The 17,741-nt window shown below is 34.2% G+C and carries 12 protein-coding genes; 10 read left to right on the top strand and 2 right to left on the bottom strand.

Annotated features, from left to right (window positions below):
* Window positions 1-78 precede the first annotated feature (78 nt).
* The 10 genes from KW93_RS00735 to KW93_RS00690 all read left to right on the top strand — a co-directional run bounded on the left by KW93_RS00735 (window position 79) and on the right by KW93_RS00690 (window position 16,872).
* Window positions 79-1,761, top strand: coding sequence for a hypothetical protein (locus KW93_RS00735; RefSeq protein ID WP_033541035.1), 1,683 nt, complete (start codon window positions 79-81; stop codon window positions 1,759-1,761).
* A 15-nt stretch (window positions 1,762-1,776) separates the two neighbouring features.
* A complete protein-coding gene (locus KW93_RS00730) occupies window positions 1,777-3,339 on the top strand; it encodes a hypothetical protein (RefSeq protein ID WP_033541034.1) in 1,563 nt (520 codons plus the stop codon).
* Window positions 3,340-3,350: 11 nt separating this feature from the next.
* On the top strand, window positions 3,351-8,348 hold the full coding sequence (locus KW93_RS00725) for an FtsK/SpoIIIE domain-containing protein (RefSeq protein ID WP_033541033.1): 4,998 nt from the start codon (window positions 3,351-3,353) through the stop codon (window positions 8,346-8,348).
* 112 nt (window positions 8,349-8,460) lie between these two features.
* On the top strand, window positions 8,461-9,342 hold the full coding sequence (locus KW93_RS00720) for a DUF4007 family protein (protein WP_033541032.1): 882 nt from the start codon (window positions 8,461-8,463) through the stop codon (window positions 9,340-9,342).
* A complete protein-coding gene (locus tag KW93_RS00715) occupies window positions 9,332-12,763 on the top strand; it encodes a hypothetical protein (protein ID WP_033541031.1) in 3,432 nt (1,143 codons plus the stop codon). Before KW93_RS00720 ends, KW93_RS00715 begins: the two co-directional genes overlap by 11 nt.
* Window positions 12,764-12,777: 14 nt before the next feature.
* Window positions 12,778-13,578 (top strand): hypothetical protein, encoded by an 801-nt coding sequence (locus KW93_RS00710; protein ID WP_235318326.1) that lies wholly within the window; start codon window positions 12,778-12,780, stop codon window positions 13,576-13,578.
* Window positions 13,579-13,946: 368 nt separating this feature from the next.
* Window positions 13,947-14,324 carry a hypothetical protein gene (locus KW93_RS00705; protein ID WP_033541029.1) on the top strand — a complete coding sequence of 126 codons (378 nt, stop codon included), beginning with the start codon at window positions 13,947-13,949 and terminating at the stop codon, window positions 14,322-14,324.
* Between the two features lie 160 nt (window positions 14,325-14,484).
* Window positions 14,485-14,931, top strand: coding sequence for a methionine sulfoxide reductase (locus tag KW93_RS00700; protein WP_033541028.1), 447 nt, complete (start codon window positions 14,485-14,487; stop codon window positions 14,929-14,931).
* Between the two features lie 45 nt (window positions 14,932-14,976).
* Window positions 14,977-15,963 (top strand): LysM peptidoglycan-binding domain-containing protein, encoded by a 987-nt coding sequence (locus tag KW93_RS16835; RefSeq protein ID WP_052131401.1) that lies wholly within the window; start codon window positions 14,977-14,979, stop codon window positions 15,961-15,963.
* Window positions 15,964-16,506: 543 nt separating this feature from the next.
* On the top strand, window positions 16,507-16,872 hold the full coding sequence (locus KW93_RS00690) for a YolD-like family protein (protein WP_052131400.1): 366 nt from the start codon (window positions 16,507-16,509) through the stop codon (window positions 16,870-16,872).
* Here KW93_RS00690 and KW93_RS00685 read toward each other — a convergent pair.
* Complete coding sequence (locus KW93_RS00685) at window positions 16,869-17,492, bottom strand: hypothetical protein (protein WP_033541027.1); 624 nt, start codon at window positions 17,490-17,492, stop codon at window positions 16,869-16,871. The two genes, KW93_RS00690 and KW93_RS00685, sit on opposite strands and share 4 nt — an antisense overlap.
* Window positions 17,493-17,496: 4 nt before the next feature.
* A partial coding sequence (locus KW93_RS17675) for a hypothetical protein (RefSeq protein ID WP_033541026.1) occupies window positions 17,497-17,741 on the bottom strand: 245 nt, incomplete at its 5' end.

Raw genomic sequence — 17,741 nt, 5'->3', positions numbered from 1 at the left:
AGAATTGAAATTAGAATTCAGATTAATAAATTTTAAAACCATATATTAAAGATGTTATCAAATACGGAGGTGTTTAGATTGGAAAGAAACCAGTTCGTTGATTATTTAGATCAATATAATGTGTTGTCTCCAAATCATTCAAAAATCTATGATGAATATACATATGAAGACGATGAACTAAGCAAATATGCATTTTCTATAGATACAAAAATTGAGGAGTACTTAATAAATGTTTTTAAAGAAAAACCAAGAAATATTATTTTATCCGGAAATGCCGGAGATGGAAAGACTCGATTATGTAGAAAGATTTATAATTCTTTAACTTCAACTGAGATGCAATCATGGTCAAGTGAAGGGATTATTGATGTTACATTCTTAAATAAACAGATTAGAATCGTAAAAGATTTATCTGAGTTGCCTGAAAAAAACATACAAAGTATATTGTTAGATTTAGAAAGTACACTAAAAGAAAAAAAAGAGAGATATTATTTAATTGCTGCTAATGAAGGCAAGTTAACGCAGTCACTTTCTGAAAGTGGTTTAGATTTTCTTCAAGAAGAAGTAAGGAAGCGATTCGATAATCATTTAAATAACAACGAGCAATTTGAAATTATAAATCTACAGGACGTTACCTCTTCTGTTTATGCTGAAAGAATAATTCAGGAGTGGACACAAGAAGAATATTGGAACGATTGTAGACATTGCGCACTTTCTAAAGAATGTATAATTTTTCATAATTATCAAAAATTAAGCGAACCAAAAATTCAAGGGAAATTAGTTAATCAATATAGAACACTAGATTATTTGTCTGAACACATTACTATGCGTGAAATGCTGATTCACTTAGCTTATACAATCACTGGAGGATTAAAGTGTGATGATGTTTCCTCCGAAAATATAGAGTACAAAGATTCGCATTTTAACAAGGTGTATTATGAAAATTATTATGGCGCATCAGCAATAAATGGTCAAATAGATAAAATTCAAGCCCTTAAAGTACTTAAAACAATTGATCCTGGAAAATATTCCTACTCATACATTGATGACTTTATAATAAATGGGGATATCTCGGGTGAATTAAATTTAGAAAAGGAACACAAAAAAATAATTAATGATTCTATAGATTTAAAAAGAGGATACTTTAAAAGTCAATTGAACTTATATCGAGATCATAATGAAAAGGTTACTTATAATGATATTTCTTTTTGGGTCTATAAATTAAGGCGAAAGCTTTTTTTTGAAGCAGATGAAAATTTGTTATCAGTTGAAAAACTTTTGCCTTTTGAGTACGTCCAAGATTTTAAAGAGATTATGAATGAAAACAAAATGAATGAATTTAAGAAAATTCTCATACCTTCATTGAACCGTTCATTTTCTAGAAAGTTGATCGATCCCACGTATGTTAAAAATTTATATGCAATTAATGAAACTCTTTTAATTAAAAACACATTCAAAAAGGGGGAACTTGATTTAGGTATTGAACCGCTCAGAAAAGAAATTGACCATTTACCGTCAAAGATTATTCTTAAAATTAAAGGTGAACAAACAGAATTAGGAATTAATCTCGCTGTTTTCGAATATTTAATGAGATTACATGGCGGAGGCACTCATAATATATTAAAGAACGAAGTAGAAATATTAGTAGATACATTTAGAAATGAATTGATGGCGCTTGAAAATGAAATAAATGAAGATCTAGAAATACTTAAATATGACCAGTCAAGAGGATTATATATAGAAACAGAATTGTCAATAGATTAAGAAGAGGTGAGAAGCATGGAAGAGGTAAAAGATATTGGTAATTTTTCTTCGAAAATCTCTGAAAGAATTTGGGGACATCGTTTTTTAGCTGCACAAAGAGGCCCGGAATATGTTTTAGAATTTTTGAATGTTTTGGTAGGAACAGATTATTCATTTAATCAAACACATTATTCAAGAAAAAAGCAAGAAAACTTCAGGAAATTTATATTTGAGGGATCAAAGGAAGGTTCCAAGAGAAATAAAGCGAAATTAGATGTCGAGTTCCAAAAAGCTTTAAAAAATAAAATTAAAGAAGAAGATAAAATTAGGGATATTCAAAGTTTTTTAAGAAATCTGGAAGTCCCTTTAATTAATAATGCGGGTCAAGTAGCAGATAGATCGTGGTTTGCAAAATCCCTTTATCCTCTCCACGAATCATTGTTGTTTTTTGAAGTTCGAGTGAAAAATGGAGATGTGAGCTATGAGCGTAATTTCTACGCTAGAGGTGGAGAACTATATTTTTTGATGATAAAGGACGGAGTTAGTAATCATCCTGAGAGAAGAGATTATATTGAGAAAAGATTTCGAGAATTATTAAATGAAAATAAATCAATATACAAATTTGTTTCAGGATTGACAGAAATTTTTGATGAAAAAAGCGAGTATCTATTAAATGGAAAAGATTTTGCCTTAGAATCAGATGGAACTAGTAAAGAAACTCCTGTGTTGCCAATTAGACAGTGTGATTTATATGAAAAATTCTCAGAAGAACTGGAAAGAATTTTAAAGTTGAATATTGACATATATGAAATGTTTAAATTTTTAACAAGCCTTATTTCTTTTCAACTATTGCAATACATGCTTTACAGAGCAACAGACTCACAAAAAAGTGAGTTTTTTGTAGATTGTTTAGATACTGAAGAAAAGCCAATATTGAAACTCTCAAACGAGAGTTTTTTAAGTAATGAAAATCTTATAAAAGAAAAATTTGACACTGAATTTAATGAGTTTTATAAAAATTTCTTGAGTACTAATTATTCAGAGGAAAATTTAAATTCGTGGAGAGAAAATCAAGTTACCAAAAACCATCCCTTACTAAAGAGTTTAGGTTTGGCAAAGTTAAGCGAAGAAAGAAAAAAACAAATACTGACAGTAGCAAGAGGTTGTAAAAACAAAAATGATTTAACAAATCGGCTTTATCCAGTCGTAAAAGATATGGTTTCTGATCAATTAAAAAAATCTAAACTAACTATAATTAGAACTCTTGCTAAAGATGGTGGAGTCGGTGGGTATAGGGCTGGTTCAAAATATAGATACCACTTTTCTGATATTTTCCTTCAAACGTTGGTCTATTCTAATCTAGAACCTAAAAGACAAATGGAATTTCAAAGGTTTTTGGAATTGCTAAATGAAAAATACGGAATCATTATAGGTGATCGTCAGGCAATTAAGAGCAAAATTTATGAAAAGTCTGGTTTAAATATAAAATACTTTAAAAATAATGAGAATGCTTTGAGAATGAAACTTAAACAAAACGGTCTGTTAACAGAATATTCAGATGCAACAGCAATGATAATTAATCCTTATAACAAAAGATAGAGGTGCTAACTTTGTTAACTAATAAAGAACTGATATCAAAATGGCTTTATATAGCAGTAGAAGGATATTTAAAAGAACAAAAAAGACAAAACAATGGCCGACTTTTTATAAAAATATCTGGTTTTGATGATGAAACCATAGAGAAATTTCTTGAAGCAGATTTAGAGAATTTTAATATGTACTACAATCCTGTGATCAGGACTATAATACCCGTAAATAATAGTATGGAATATTCCATAAAAGATAATGAAACAAGCATTAAGTTAAGAAATAATTTGAATTTTGATAATGTGTTAATTTTTATAATAAATGGTGAATCAAGTGGAGAACAAAGTTTGGAAAATATATTTGAAATGGATGAATCTTACCTTTTGTCTAATAGAGGTTTAGAAATATTATTTGAGTATTTATATAATCAATTTAGTTTTCCCAAAGAAGATATAAAAGTATTATCCGTCTTTTTTGATATGTTGAAATATGTCACTGTTCCGCAATTAAATGCTATTGGAAACTTTATGGCTAAAGTAATTAATGATAAGGGATATTCTATAGATAAAAAAATTCAAGAAAATTTATTTACATTAGGATTTTTTAATGATAGAGAATTAAGTCTAGATAGTAAAGATAAAAAGAGATTAAAAGAGAACTACTTGTTAGCAAATATGCAGAATGGTAAAGGTAAAGCTTTAGATGCGGAAAAAACAATTGATAAAGTGTATTCTTTTATCTCTAATCAAATAGAGAATAATTATGACAGTGAAATATGGGAAAGTATAGATGGTCAATTTCATGATGAAAAGGTAGAGAATTTAAGAAGAATTATTAATGAATTAGTAGACGGAAAAGTAAGAGAAGAAGCTTTAAAGATAGATTTTCGTGTAGTTAGAGAAATATTCGATTTTAAAGAAGCTAAAAAAACTCAGGAAGAAAGAATACTAGATCTACTAGAAGACGAGGGTAAGACTGAAAAAGAAAAACTAGATCTCGAGAAAGAAGTTTTTGACATTTTAAATACAGAAGATGCACAGCAAATCGAAGATTTTATAGAGGAACATTACGGTAAACTTGCTGTAGATAAAAAAGTTTTAAAAGATTTAAATAGACGTATTGAGAAAATATTACATCCGTCAGAATATGAAGACATATTAGATGCTTTGCTTTATGAAACATTTTCTTTTATAGAAAATAATGATGCCATTCCAGATTTAAGAATGAAGATTTCTGTAAAAGATGATTTAAGTGAAATTCAGAAACACTTGATTGATTTTTATTTTTTGAAAATCGATAAATATATAAAAAATTTAGAGTATATGCCAGTTTACAAGATTACAGATAAAGAAAAAGAAGATTTGGTATTCTCACTAGAGTTTTTTAATAAAGGTGAAAATATAGGTACAGCAAACTTTAAAATAATTAACTTTAACAAAAACGATGTACTATCTATTATGGCAAGCATGGAGAAAGATAAGAGTTTTTACATTCAGACCGACAACAGCTCCTCAATTAATCATATAAGTATAATAGAGAATATTAAAAAAGAATTTGGTAACTATATGGAGAACCCTAATTCGGACCTTTATATTATTTACAAAAAATACGTGAATTTTTTAGAAGGCTACACAATAAAAACTCAAGAAATTTTTGAAAGAGGATTATACAGTATAGATATTCAAGATCTTAAGAGTGAAATACAAGATTTATTTGAATTTCTCTATGTTGAGACTAATATTTCTAAAAACCTTTTAAAAAACTTCAATAACATTGGTTCGATAGATATATATGAAGGTGAACTTGAAAAGTACAATGTTCCTTCTAGCAAAATTCTAACTTTAATTAATCCAATAAAATTGCTTTCTTATATAGAAAAAACTAAATCTGTGAACGACTTGATTAGTAAATGGGCTAATTTCGCTCGAAGTCAGCCTATAGAGATTCAAAAAAGAGATGAATATCTTAAATATGAAATTAAAAAGATTTCTAATCTAGCACCAACATACATGGCTGATGACCAGTCTACAGAGTTTTTAGTATTAGAAGAGGAGTTTTTTGGAAATGGTTATTATTATAATTCAACTACAGGGCAAAGAAGAGTAGAGAATATTTCTAAAGAAATATCTTCTGAACTCAGTAATGTAGTTAGAAATTATCTGGAGATATATCCTTTTGCTAAGGATGGGTTGGACATATTATTCCTTTATACGATTTCAGCAGAAGTTATAATAGAATCAATAAAGAAATTATTAGATACTAAGCTGAAAATAAAAAAGTTGAAGATAATAGTGCATTCTGATCAAAGCGCTCTAATTCATACTGAAATCAATCGATGGATCTCTCAAAATGAAGAATTATCTTCGGTCCTCCCAAATCAGAAATTTCCGAAAGTAGAACTCAAAGTTATTTCTGGAAATAAGCCTAATATTATTAAAGAAGAAATTGATAAGCATATGACTGACAAAGACATAGTAGTTTTAAGTAATTACTTTGCTCAAAATAATCAAGTGAAATATCAATATGTTACTACGGACCTGGATGCAGCAAATTCTAATTGGTTTGAAGAAACGTTACAAGAGCCTATTAGAGTCAATGAATCAATTAAAAGGATTCCTCTAACTAGTATGAGAGCGCCAAAGTTTTTAAAGCAGTACTATAATATTCAATTTGTAATGAATACAAATTCTATGCCTAAAGAAAATGAGTACATGTCCTTAGACAAAATAATTACAGCAAGTAGCCACTTGGAGAGTAATTTAATTGATTTAATCCATGACAATTTTGAATGGGTAATGATTCTAGATAAGAATTTAGATAAAACTCTTCTGCAGAAATCGTCTCAAAAAGCTCAAGTCATTCAATACAAATCAAAAGCGGGAGTTAGTAGAGAGTTCAAGTTAATTGTTTCTTCATCTAAAAGAATATTGAAGTTAAATACTGCGGATCGTGACACCTTCTACTACGATCGTATCGGAAATAAAATTACTCATCTATTGAAAGTAAAAGAAACAAAAAATGAAATAATTACTGATATGGTAAGCAAAGTGAAAAATACTTCAGGTGCTTTAATCTTGAGAGCTATGGGACCGGGTAAGTTTACTCATGAATTAATCTCAAACTATTTGTATCTTAAAAAGCGTATAGCACCTCCCCAAGCTTTAGAAATAGTATCTCTTTGCGATGAATTGCCATGGTTTAGAAATAATAATTTGAAAACTAACCTACGTCCCGATCTAATTGACACCACAATTATAGAGGAAAACGGTAATATTCTTATTGATTTTAAAATTGTTGAATTAAAGTTTATAAATGCCGCACTTATTTCAAAAGAACGAGTTGATGCAATTAAACAAGTAGAGGCTGGGGGAGACTTATACAAAAGTTTATTTAACTTTAATGATGTAACCATTGAAACGAAGTTTTGGCGTGAAGAGTTTGTTAATTACATTATTGAAAATAAAGCTTTTACTGAAAGTGAAATACAGGTTCTTAAAAAACTTCAACAAATTGCAAATGATCAAATCGAAGTGACTTTTAATAAAGAGATTAATATATATTGTTATACATCCAATTTACATGACTATAGCAATCTTGATGCTGAAGGAGTAATAGAGGAACTATTAGAGCATGATGTTAAAGTGAAAATTCATAATCGGAATTACATCCTGAGTACTTTAAATATCAAAGAAGAGATTTTAGTAGAGTACGATCTCTATCCTGAATTGGAAAATTATATTGGTGCGGATAAAAAAAATTCAAATGATAAAAGTACAATACTGAAAGATGTGGTTCAGGATACTATAAGTCATAAAGATGACTCTTTAATAGGTCCTATTAGCGAGATAAGCGAAAGAAAAAAAGAAAGAGAGGAATTTAATTATCCTGAAGTACTTGCTTTTAAAGAATTAAATTTGCACAGAGAGGATACACAAGAAAATCTAGAAGAAGTAATAAGTATGTATGCTAGAAAGCTAATAAGAGGATTTGCTGCGCACAATACTCCAATAGATATTAAAGAAACGATTATTGGATCTAGCGTAATCAGAATTTATATTGATTTACCAAAAAGTATTTCACAGAATAAAATAGCCCCACACTTAAAAGATATTATCATTTGGTTGGGATTAAAAGCTGAGCCCCACTTATCTATTGACGAAAAAGGTTTATATTTAGATATAATTAGGGAAAAACCATCAACAATTTATTTTGATCTTTTTTTTAAAAAAGTTAGAGAAAAATTTAGTGAAGAAGAATTAAAAGGGAAATTGATTGTTCCTATTGGTATGGATCCATTAAATGAAATAATCTATATAGACTTTAATGACTCAATTACACCACATCTACTAGTCGGTGGAACTACTGGTAGTGGGAAAAGCGTAACGTTAAACTCTATTATTTTCTCATTAATGCTTTTATATAAAAAAGAAGAAGTTCAGTTTGTGTTTATTGACCCAAAACAAGTTGAATTTGCACCTTATTTAAACAAAGAGCATACAAAGGAAGTTATATTTGATATTGAGAAAGCAATTGATAGATTAGAAGAATTAAGAGATGAAATGAATGCTAGATATACTAAGATGGTGGCTAGTTATAATAAAAATATTAATGATTATAACGATGAAAATCCCGATGATCGAATGAGTCATAATGTAATTGTTTTTGATGAATTTGCTGATTTTATGTTATCAGACAAAGAAAATGTGAAAAGAGTAGAGGAAGCAATTCAATCAATAGCTCAAAAAGGTAGAGCAGCTGGATTTCATTTAATAATATGTACGCAGAATCCAAGAGCTGATATTATTAATACTAAAATACGGAATAACTTGCCTGCGAGATTGTCGTTAAAGGTTACTGATTCTAGCGCATCAAAAATTATACTCGCTTTAACCGGAGCTCAAAAGTTGGCAGGCAAAGGAGATTTTTTAATTGCAAAAGGATCTGATGTTACAACAAGAGGAAAGAGTCCTTTTTTAGAACCGGTAGTAGAGAAATCATTATTTCGTTTTTTTGAAAATTAATTAATTGTTTGAAATATTAAAAAATAAACTATCAAAGAAAAAAGACAGTTTGTCTTTTTTCTTTGAAATTATTTTTACTGGAGCCATACTCCACCGAAAGAAGGCGTGCAAAATGGGATATAGTCAACATCAAAGTTTCTATTTAAGAGACCGATGGCTAAGTAAGGCAATTAAAAATCTAGAGGTAAATAATTCCTTTTTCTATCAAAAAGATGCTTTTGAAAAAATGGGACTTGGAAAAAATATGGTGCAATCATTAAAGCACTGGATTATTGCTACAAAATTATTTGAAGAAGTGAAAGAAAACAATAATAAGTATCATCAAATCACATCACTAGGCAGCTTCATTAAGGAAAAAGACAGAGCAATAAAATATTTTAACTCCGCAGGCTTGTTACATCATTCTCTAGCTACAAATAAAGAAATAAGTACGACTTGGTACTGGTTTTTTAATGTTTACACCGAAACAGTTTTTACTAGAGAAGAAGTATTGGGTGAATTAGCGAACTGGGTTCAAAAACGTGAAAAAAGAGTCGTTTCGGAAAATTCTTTGAAGAGAGATATCGATTGTCTTATCAAGCTGTATACAACTGGAGGAAGTGCCTCTGATCCTGAAGAAGTCATTTTAAGTCCTCTTCATAAGTTGGGTTTGTTAGAGGAGAGGAACGGTATTATTTATAAAAAAGAAGTTAAAATGGATAAAGATAATTTGCTGTTAGTTGGTTATACGTTATTGGAATTTGGTGAACTTCATAATACTTTATCTATAAGCTTAGATGATATTGTTCATAAGGAAGGACTTCTTGGGAAACTTTTTAATATGAAAAGATCGTCTATTGTCACTTTGATAAGTGAGTGGACTGAACACCTAGAATATCCGGCAATTTTCACGAGGACAAATAACCTTGATACATTACGTTTACCTGACGTATCTTCAATAGATTTTATTAAGAACGAGTATCAGCGAAAGGTAGAAAAAATTTATGATAACTAAGAACAAAAAAACCTTCAGTACAAGCGTTAACTTGAAATTTGATATCGGAAATAAGGAATTTGTTCAACGTTATTTACCAACTCCGTCGCATGCAGAACTTTTAAAAGGTATTATAGGCGGTTTTTTAGGTGAAAAAAATAACAATGCTCACATTATGATTGGTCCCTATGGAAGTGGGAAATCTTTAGCAGCTACAATAGTAGCAGATATTTTTTCGAATAAAATTAAGGAATCCGACTTCGATAAATTGATCCTGAAGTTTAAGGATGTAGATCAAGAAATTTTTAATAAACTGACTGAAGCGAAAGATTCGAATTCACATTTCATTCCGGTAGTATTATCGGGAAATGAAGGTGCATTTAGTAGAACAATTATAAATTCAATTGTTAAGTCAGTAAAAAATGCAGGTTATGAAATTAAGGTTCCAGGTGAGGTCGAAGAAATACAAAAAACTATAAGTAATTGGGAATTAGAGTTCCCGAAAACATTGAATCTGTTTAAAAAGTTTTTAAAAGAATATGGATTTACCCTCGCTAGATGGTTAAAACAGCTAGAGATAAATGAGGAACAAGAGGTTAAATGGTTTAAGGAAACTTTTTCCACTTTAAGCGCAGGTGCAAAATTCCAAGTAGATTATGAAGCGAATTTTTTGGAGAAAATAAGTTACATTACTGCTCAGTTAAAAGAAAGGAATCTAAAATTCTTTATCGTTTACGATGAATTTGGTCGCTTTCTTCAGTCCATGGAAATTTCGCAAGTATACAAAACTATGCAGGATTTGCAGGATTTAGCTGAAGCTGCAAATCGAAGTGACAATACAATTCAATTATTATTAATTTCTCACAAAAATATGTCACATTATATGTTAGGACATAACGAGGAATTCAAAGCAGAGTTCCAGAGAATTGAAAAGCGCTTTAAAACATATTTTGTAGAAAGTGATAAAGCTACTTTCTATAGAATTGCCCAAGAATTCACGAAAAACTTACAAGAGGAATTAATGTTGCTTAATTTAGAAGCTGCAGATTCCAAATGGATTCTAAAAAGATATAACCTTTTTAGTGAGTTAAATCATCAGGAAACAGAAAAACTAATTGTAGAGGGTTCTTATCCCTTACATCCATTAGCTCTATTTTTACTCCCAAGACTTTCAAGTACCTTCGGACAAAATGAGCGTACCCTTTTTACATTTTTAGAAAGTGATGAAACAGGCGGATTGATAAATTTCGTCAACAAACGAAAAGATGGCATGTATTACCCACATATGTTATTTGATTATTTTTTTCAAAACTCTATGAGCGAATACTTAGCAGATGACAGCTTCAAATCTTTGAAAACTTTCGTAAAAGTTACGAATAAAATGAAACTCAATAAAGAAAACAAAGGGCAAATTGATTTGCTGAAGATAATTACTCTTTGGGATCTGTCTAATTCAACGAATGTTGTAAAGCTGAACAAGGAATTGCTGAGTTTTGGAACTGGTCAGACTTTAGATGAAATAAACGCGAATCTTGATATATTGGTTCAACACAAGATGCTTCGTTTTAATCGCATCCTTGGCCAGTGGGAACTAAACGAAGGCAGTTCTGTGTTAGTGGATGAGTTGTTAGAACAAGAGAGAGCTTTATTGAAAATCAGCAATGAAAATCGATTAGACGTTTTGAAGGAATTGTTGGAAAGAAAGTTTTATATAGCAACTGATTATAACGATGAAAAAAGTATTACACGGTTTATGCAAGTGAATTTAATAACTTCTGACCAACTGTTCGAAGAAGGATTTAAAGAAAAGATTCAGTTTGATTCAGACGGACAAATATTCTATATAATTCCAACAGGTAGTCAAAGTCATGCTGATGTCGAAACATCACTTTCCGCTATCAATGATGAACTCTTAATTTTTGCAGTAACAAATATAGAGTTTAAATCTATTAGAAACTCAATTGATCGGTTGGTATGCTTGAGAGCTATTTATTCTAACAAAAAAATACTTTCGGAACATATTAGATTAGATGAAGAAGTTAGTATATTAATAGCAGAAATTCAGTTTGAAATACAAGAATTTCTAAAGGACTTCGAAAACTTCAATGAGAATATTGTTTGGTATTATAGAGGACTTAAAGTGGTGATGACACATCCAGTCCAGTTAGAAAATAAAATAAGTGAAATCATGTATGAATTATATCCGGACACCCCAGAAATCAGAAATGATTCTATCAATAGAAGAAACTTAAATGGAATGCAAACTAAAGCTATCCATACAGTATTGGATAACATCATTAAGAACCCTCAATTTGAACGTATTGGAATTGATGGGCAGGGGCCGGATTATTTAATATACGCTACCGTATTTAAAAATAATAGTTTAGACGTGAGTAATTTAAGTCAATTGTCATATAAACCATATTTGATTTTAAGGAAATCGCTTTTAGAATATATTACTGAGCGTAAAGAGGGTTCCGTGAAAGATCTGGAGAAAATATTTACTTCCCCACCATTCGGAATTCGAAAACCTCTTATCCCATTATTGTTTGCTGGCCTTTTGAGAGACATTTGGGAGCAACTAATGTTTTATAGAAATGGTATGTACGTGACAGCTATTGATGCCGAAAAGCTTTATGGAATATTCAAAGAGCCTGATGAATATGAATTTGTTTTTAATGATTATTCATCTGGATTTTTACAGTTTGTAAGTGGTATTGAAAAAGTATTCCATGAGTATGAGAGTGAGTATGTTAGAGACCAAACAATAGTTATCAGAGCAAGCAGCGGTTTATTGAATTGGCTCCGCCAATTGCCCCGACATTCTCAAACCACTGAGCAGATGTCTAGAAAGTTACTTGAGTTTAAAACGATGGCCAGAAGAATTGAAGTCAATCCCATAAATAGCCTTGAAATGCTTCAAGCTAATTTTCAGGATCCCCTTTCATTAGCAAAAATGAAAGTAGAATTGGAAGGTCATTTCGACCAGTTTAAGGAACAATTGGAAAATGAATTGCATGAAACTTTCTTCGCAAGTTCTTCAACAGAGCTGAAAGACCGATTGAAGTCTTATTCTCCAGATTTAGTGAAAAGAAATAGACTTTTAAAGTCTATGGATATGGAAGCGAATGATTTCATCGAAAAATTTGCTTTAAATTACACAGGAGTAGAATTAAGGAATTGGTCAGACACAACATTTGATTTATTCGTTCGGCAGATGCAGAATGATTATAGGGATATGGAAATGTCTTCCGAAAATAAAGATACAATTTTAGTGGAATATAACGATTCACATAAATCCATTAAAAAAGTTGAGCTTTCTAATAAAGCGATAACTGTTTATGAAAATGTAAATCGTATCATTAATAATGCTGGAAGAAGTGTCCCGAGAGAAGAGATAGAATATCTTGTCTTTAAGCTGTTGGATGAGTATATAGATTAAAAGGAGGGGCTATTTTGGAAAGAAAAAAAGTGCATGTGGCAATGTATAGTGGCGGGGCTTCAAGTGCTTATGTTGCATATCAAATGGTTCAGACACACGGGAAAGAGAATAGCATATTATTCTTTACAAATACCCTGTGGGAAGATGAAGACAATTATCGCTTCATGTATGAAGTTGCAGATTATATAGGAGTCGAAATTACTGAAAGAGTAGACGGAAGAACTCCAGAAGAAGTGTTTTATGATTATCGCTTCCTCGGGAACTCTCGTTTGGCAAAGTGTTCAGAAGAGTTGAAAGTTCAACAGACAATTGTATTTTTAGAAGAATTGAGAGATGTTCATAACCTTGAACCAGTTCTTTACTTCGGCATCGGACCTCATGAAACGCATCGCTCAGATAACTTGAAGGAGTTCTATGAACATCGTCCATTAGAGCCGATTGAAACAAGGTTTCCAATGATTGAAACTTTTAGAGAAGATATCGATGTAAAATCCATAATCGAAGAAGAGTGGGGTATTAAGCTTCCTAGAATGTATGCAATGGGATTCTCCCATGCTAACTGCGGAGGCCGTTGTGTTCGTGGAGGATTCCAGCATTATGCCCAACTATATAAAGTTTGGCCAGAACGCTACGCACTCCAAGAAGAAATGGAAGAAAATTTCCGTAAAGATTTTGAAAAAAATGTTTCTATTCTTAAAAAAGACGGAGGCCCTTATACTTTAAGGGAGTACAGAGAACGGATGGATCGAGAGGGTATCGAACAATTCTTAAAGATTCAAGATGAAACTGTACCTTGTGTATGTTCTTTCTCTTAACCTCTTGTGATTCATGTAAGAATACTCTGAGATTATACGGAGTATGTTCCATTAAATAGGCTATAAAAATTTGTAAAAGCCCTCTCAGAAAGGCTATTCTTTTGAGAGGGTTTATCCTGTTTTCTTGAAAATTATAATAAGTTTTAAGGATATTTTCTGTCTATAAGTTAATGCTACTCAAGGAACGGATTTAATTGTCGAACTACAATTTAGCAAAAGTAGCTAATTTGGCTCCGACTATAACGAGGTGAAATAAACCAACGTTAATAGTGGAAACTAAACTGAATTTGAGATGCAAAATTATTCTAAAAAAAATGCAGTAAATAAAGAAAAGTACGTAAATGTAAAAAGAATTTGGGGGGACAATAATGGAGTTCAAAATCACCGAAAAAGAAATGCATTTTGAAAACGACCAATACGTATCGAGAATGATTATAAAAGGAAAAGGACCAGGACATGACGGAGGAGAACCAAGACTTAGATGTGCTGTTACACTGACTATCCGAATCAAAGGGACAGATAATGAATTAAAACTTACCGGAAATATCTATTGGGATGCCAAATATCCAAAAACCCATGTTTTCTTTACTGGAGGAAGCTTGGTTGATTTCATTGGCGAACAAAGTATGGACTACGCTCAGTTTAAAACGGAGTACTGGGATAAGGTAAAACGACTGGCAGCAAACGTCTTCACGGATAAAGAAATTCTTGACTACAATAAAATGATGGCCCAAGTAAATGCTTAAATAAAGTGTTTGATTCTAATAACCTAAAAGAGAAGCGGACCGCCAAATGGCAGTCCGCTTTTTTGCCGATTTTTATTAATTTCAGCAAAATGTCTCCTTTTCTCTCTCATCTCTCTATATACGTGGTAAGGAACCTATTTTATAGAAGGAGATGAGAAAAATGACCAAAACACATTTTGTTAAAAGAATCACCCAACCGGATTACGGCGAGCTTTATCAGTTTTATGAAGTGGATAAAGCGACGCGGGAAGAGACCCCGGTAGATCCGTTCGATGCCGGGCTCCTGCTGATGGCGGTGGAAGAAGAGCTACCGGAGATCCTGACGATTACGTCAAAACGGGGAGCGGATGCGAGCGGCTATTATATGGGAGAAAAATTTATTGTCCTGAAAGGGTCAAAGTTTGCCGTGTCGACTACGGCGAAATGCCCGAAGAATTATGTGAGGCTGCGCGAAAAGCTGGTACTGGAAGGGCTGCTTATCCCGCTTCATAATCAGCTGTTTTTGCTGGAGGATTATGTGTTCGATAATGCGGTGATTGCGATGGGAACTGTGGTTGGAGGCTGGGGGAAAGGGCCGCATGGTTGGAAAGCGGAGAGTGTCAGATAAGGCAATGCTGAAAGGAATCAAAACTAAAATGATGGAGGTTAGTTGATGAAAAACTTTCTAGCATTGCCGAATTTAGTGGATCTGCGGGACAGTCTGCCGAAAAAGCAGGATTACCCCGCGCGCAGTAAAAAGATTAGCACGCGCGTCTGGCATCATTCGCTGACGCTGTCGCATCTGGCGGGATCGGATGCGGCGAGTTTTGCGAAGTATCATATGGACGTGAATGGCTGGCCGGGTGTCGCTTATGCGGTTATCGTCGAGCCGAAAAATGTAGTGCAGACACCGCGCGGCAAACGGGCACGGATTGTCTGGGCGCATGATTTTGACCGGCGCACGTATCACGCGGGCAATGCCAATGATTATTCGCTTGGTATCTGCGTGGCGGGCGATTACCGCAATGAACGGATGCAGGATTTTGTCAAAGAGACGATCAATGAATTGCAGGCGGCGCTGGTGGCGGACGGCATCGGCCGTGAAGACAAATCGCATCATGAAATGCCGGGTTACGGCTGGAAGGCGTGTTGCGTGTTTGATTATAAAGGGTCTTTTAATTTCCTGGATCCTAAAGCGTTCATCAAGGCGGTGCCGGCGACGCATACGATTCAGGAAGGCGACACGTTCTGGAATATCGCCAATAATATGGACGGCATCCGGGTGGCGGATCTGCTGGCGGCGAATCCCGGGGTGGATGCGAATGCTTTGCGGATCGGACAGGTGATCAGATTGGGTGATGCGAAAGAAGCGGCAGTGAAATCGTCTGCGAAAGCGAAGCCATCATCTGTTTCGGAGCAGCTTTCGATGAAGGAATTTGTTTTATTGCCAAAAACAGCGGAGACCTGGAAGACGTATCCGCTTGGCGTGCAGCCGGTTGCTAAGAACAGTGACTGGAGTCTGACGCCTGCCCGGTTCGGCGGATTGGAATATAAAATTCTTGGACGGCCGCAAAAGGATGTGGTGACGATCAGGACAGGGAGAGGTAAGCGGAATATTTATGTAGCAGCAGCTACTGGTGCAAGAATTTATTTGAAATAGCCAGATTAAATTAACAATTTAATAAGTAAAAATCCACTCATTTTCGGCTGAGTGGATTTTTTTATGGCCAGAAAGGATTGCTGGTCCGGTATCTTTTAAGCAGGGAATAAATGAAAACCCGCTTCTATGAGGGAAGCGGGCTATTTCTATTCAATATATATTGCTTATCATGCGGATAATAACCCTTGGAATAAATAAGATGACGTTCCAGATGAAACTGATTGCCATTTCGAAGACAAGATTCAGGCTGAACTCAGCAAAGAAATCTTTGATGCAACTATCTTTTTTAGGTTTTTTACGGACAGTAGTTATTTGGCTCATAGAATCCCCATTCCAAAGGCATTTTCCTCAGTATATAGAAGCAGGAGAATATTGCCAATCCTTTTTTCTGAGTCTTCATTTCCAAATATTTATCAGCAATGTGCGGAATTAACCGCGGAAGAATTTACTTCAGCATTTTTTATTGCCAGAAAGGATTGCCGCTCTTCCATTCGTGGTATAGAATAAGAACAAATGTTCTTATTCTTGCAGGGGGTGATTTAGATGAAGAAGATGAACAGAGAGTTCAAGATGCAGGGAGATATCAAGGACCGCGGCAACATTAAGTGGCAAGGGCTGATGCTGCCGGAGCACATCCAGATGCTGCGTGAATGGTACGAGGAAGACCAGCATGTGCCGAGACCTGACCTCGATGAGTTTGATCTTCAGTTAATCCAGGAGGAATTGGACATCGCCTTGAAACGGAAATGCGAAGTGCTGATCGAGACCTGGAAGGACAAGCAGATTTTCAAGCACCGGGGTGTTATTGAAGATATCAATATTGCTCGTCGTGAGCTTGTTTACGAGAGTCCTTTTGGGACACACCGTTTGGCGCTGGATGAGATTGTGGCGGTGACGTTAATCGACTAAACTGTGCGTTCACTGTTTTCCTCCACTAATTGCCTGTTCCGCAACAAGACCAGTACCGGCCCGATAATCGGAATCCACGCCAGTCCTTTGGCTCGCGCATCCGGATAAAGACGGTAAACGGTGTAAACAGACAGGCCATACAGCACGAACCAGTCGACGGTCATGACAGACACGAGACTGGAGGCGAAGAAGTAGTCGACATAGTCGGCGAATGAAAAACCCTGCAGCAGCGTCAACAGATTAATGGCCCACATGACGATGAGCGTGATGAGCCAGAAACGGGAACGCAGGAAACGGATGAGCCAGCGCGGTGTGCGCAGGTTCTTTTTTGGTTTTCGGAGTCCGAATGCGAAATAGGGCAGGAGTGCAAAGGCGCCGATGACGAAAGACAGGAGTGTGAACGGCCAGGCGGGAAAGCGCCAGTGGTCATTCAGCACGAGGATGGTAAAGAAGACAAGCGGAAAAAGGCCGAGTGAATTGAACACGGCCAGGACGAGCGGGTCAATGGCGCCGATGTTGCCGTCGAACAGTTCCGGGAAAATCGGATTGTTCGCGCCGGTGCCGGGTGCCAGGTAGCGGGCGTAGATGATTAATAGTATCCAGATTAGGAAGAAGACCATTTTTTCACCTCATTTCTTTTGGTATACCCAAGATGATAGCGGCTTTAACAAACCGCTTAACCTCTTTATTCGATATATCTCCTATAGACCTTAACTCTCGCTGTGACCCTGTGTCAGTCACAATTTGAAGGACAATTGTGTCAGACATAGGGTCGAAAATCGGCGAAGCCACAATTTGAGGGACAATTGTGTCTCTGCCGGGTATCCTTTTATGCATTCCCCAAAAGAAAAGTGCATCTGAATGGAAAG

Origin of the sequence: Planococcus sp. CAU13 (assembly GCF_000775575.1) — a bacterium.
GTDB lineage: Bacteria > Bacillota > Bacilli > Bacillales_A > Planococcaceae > Planococcus.
This window is presented reverse-complemented; position numbering and strand designations above follow the sequence as displayed.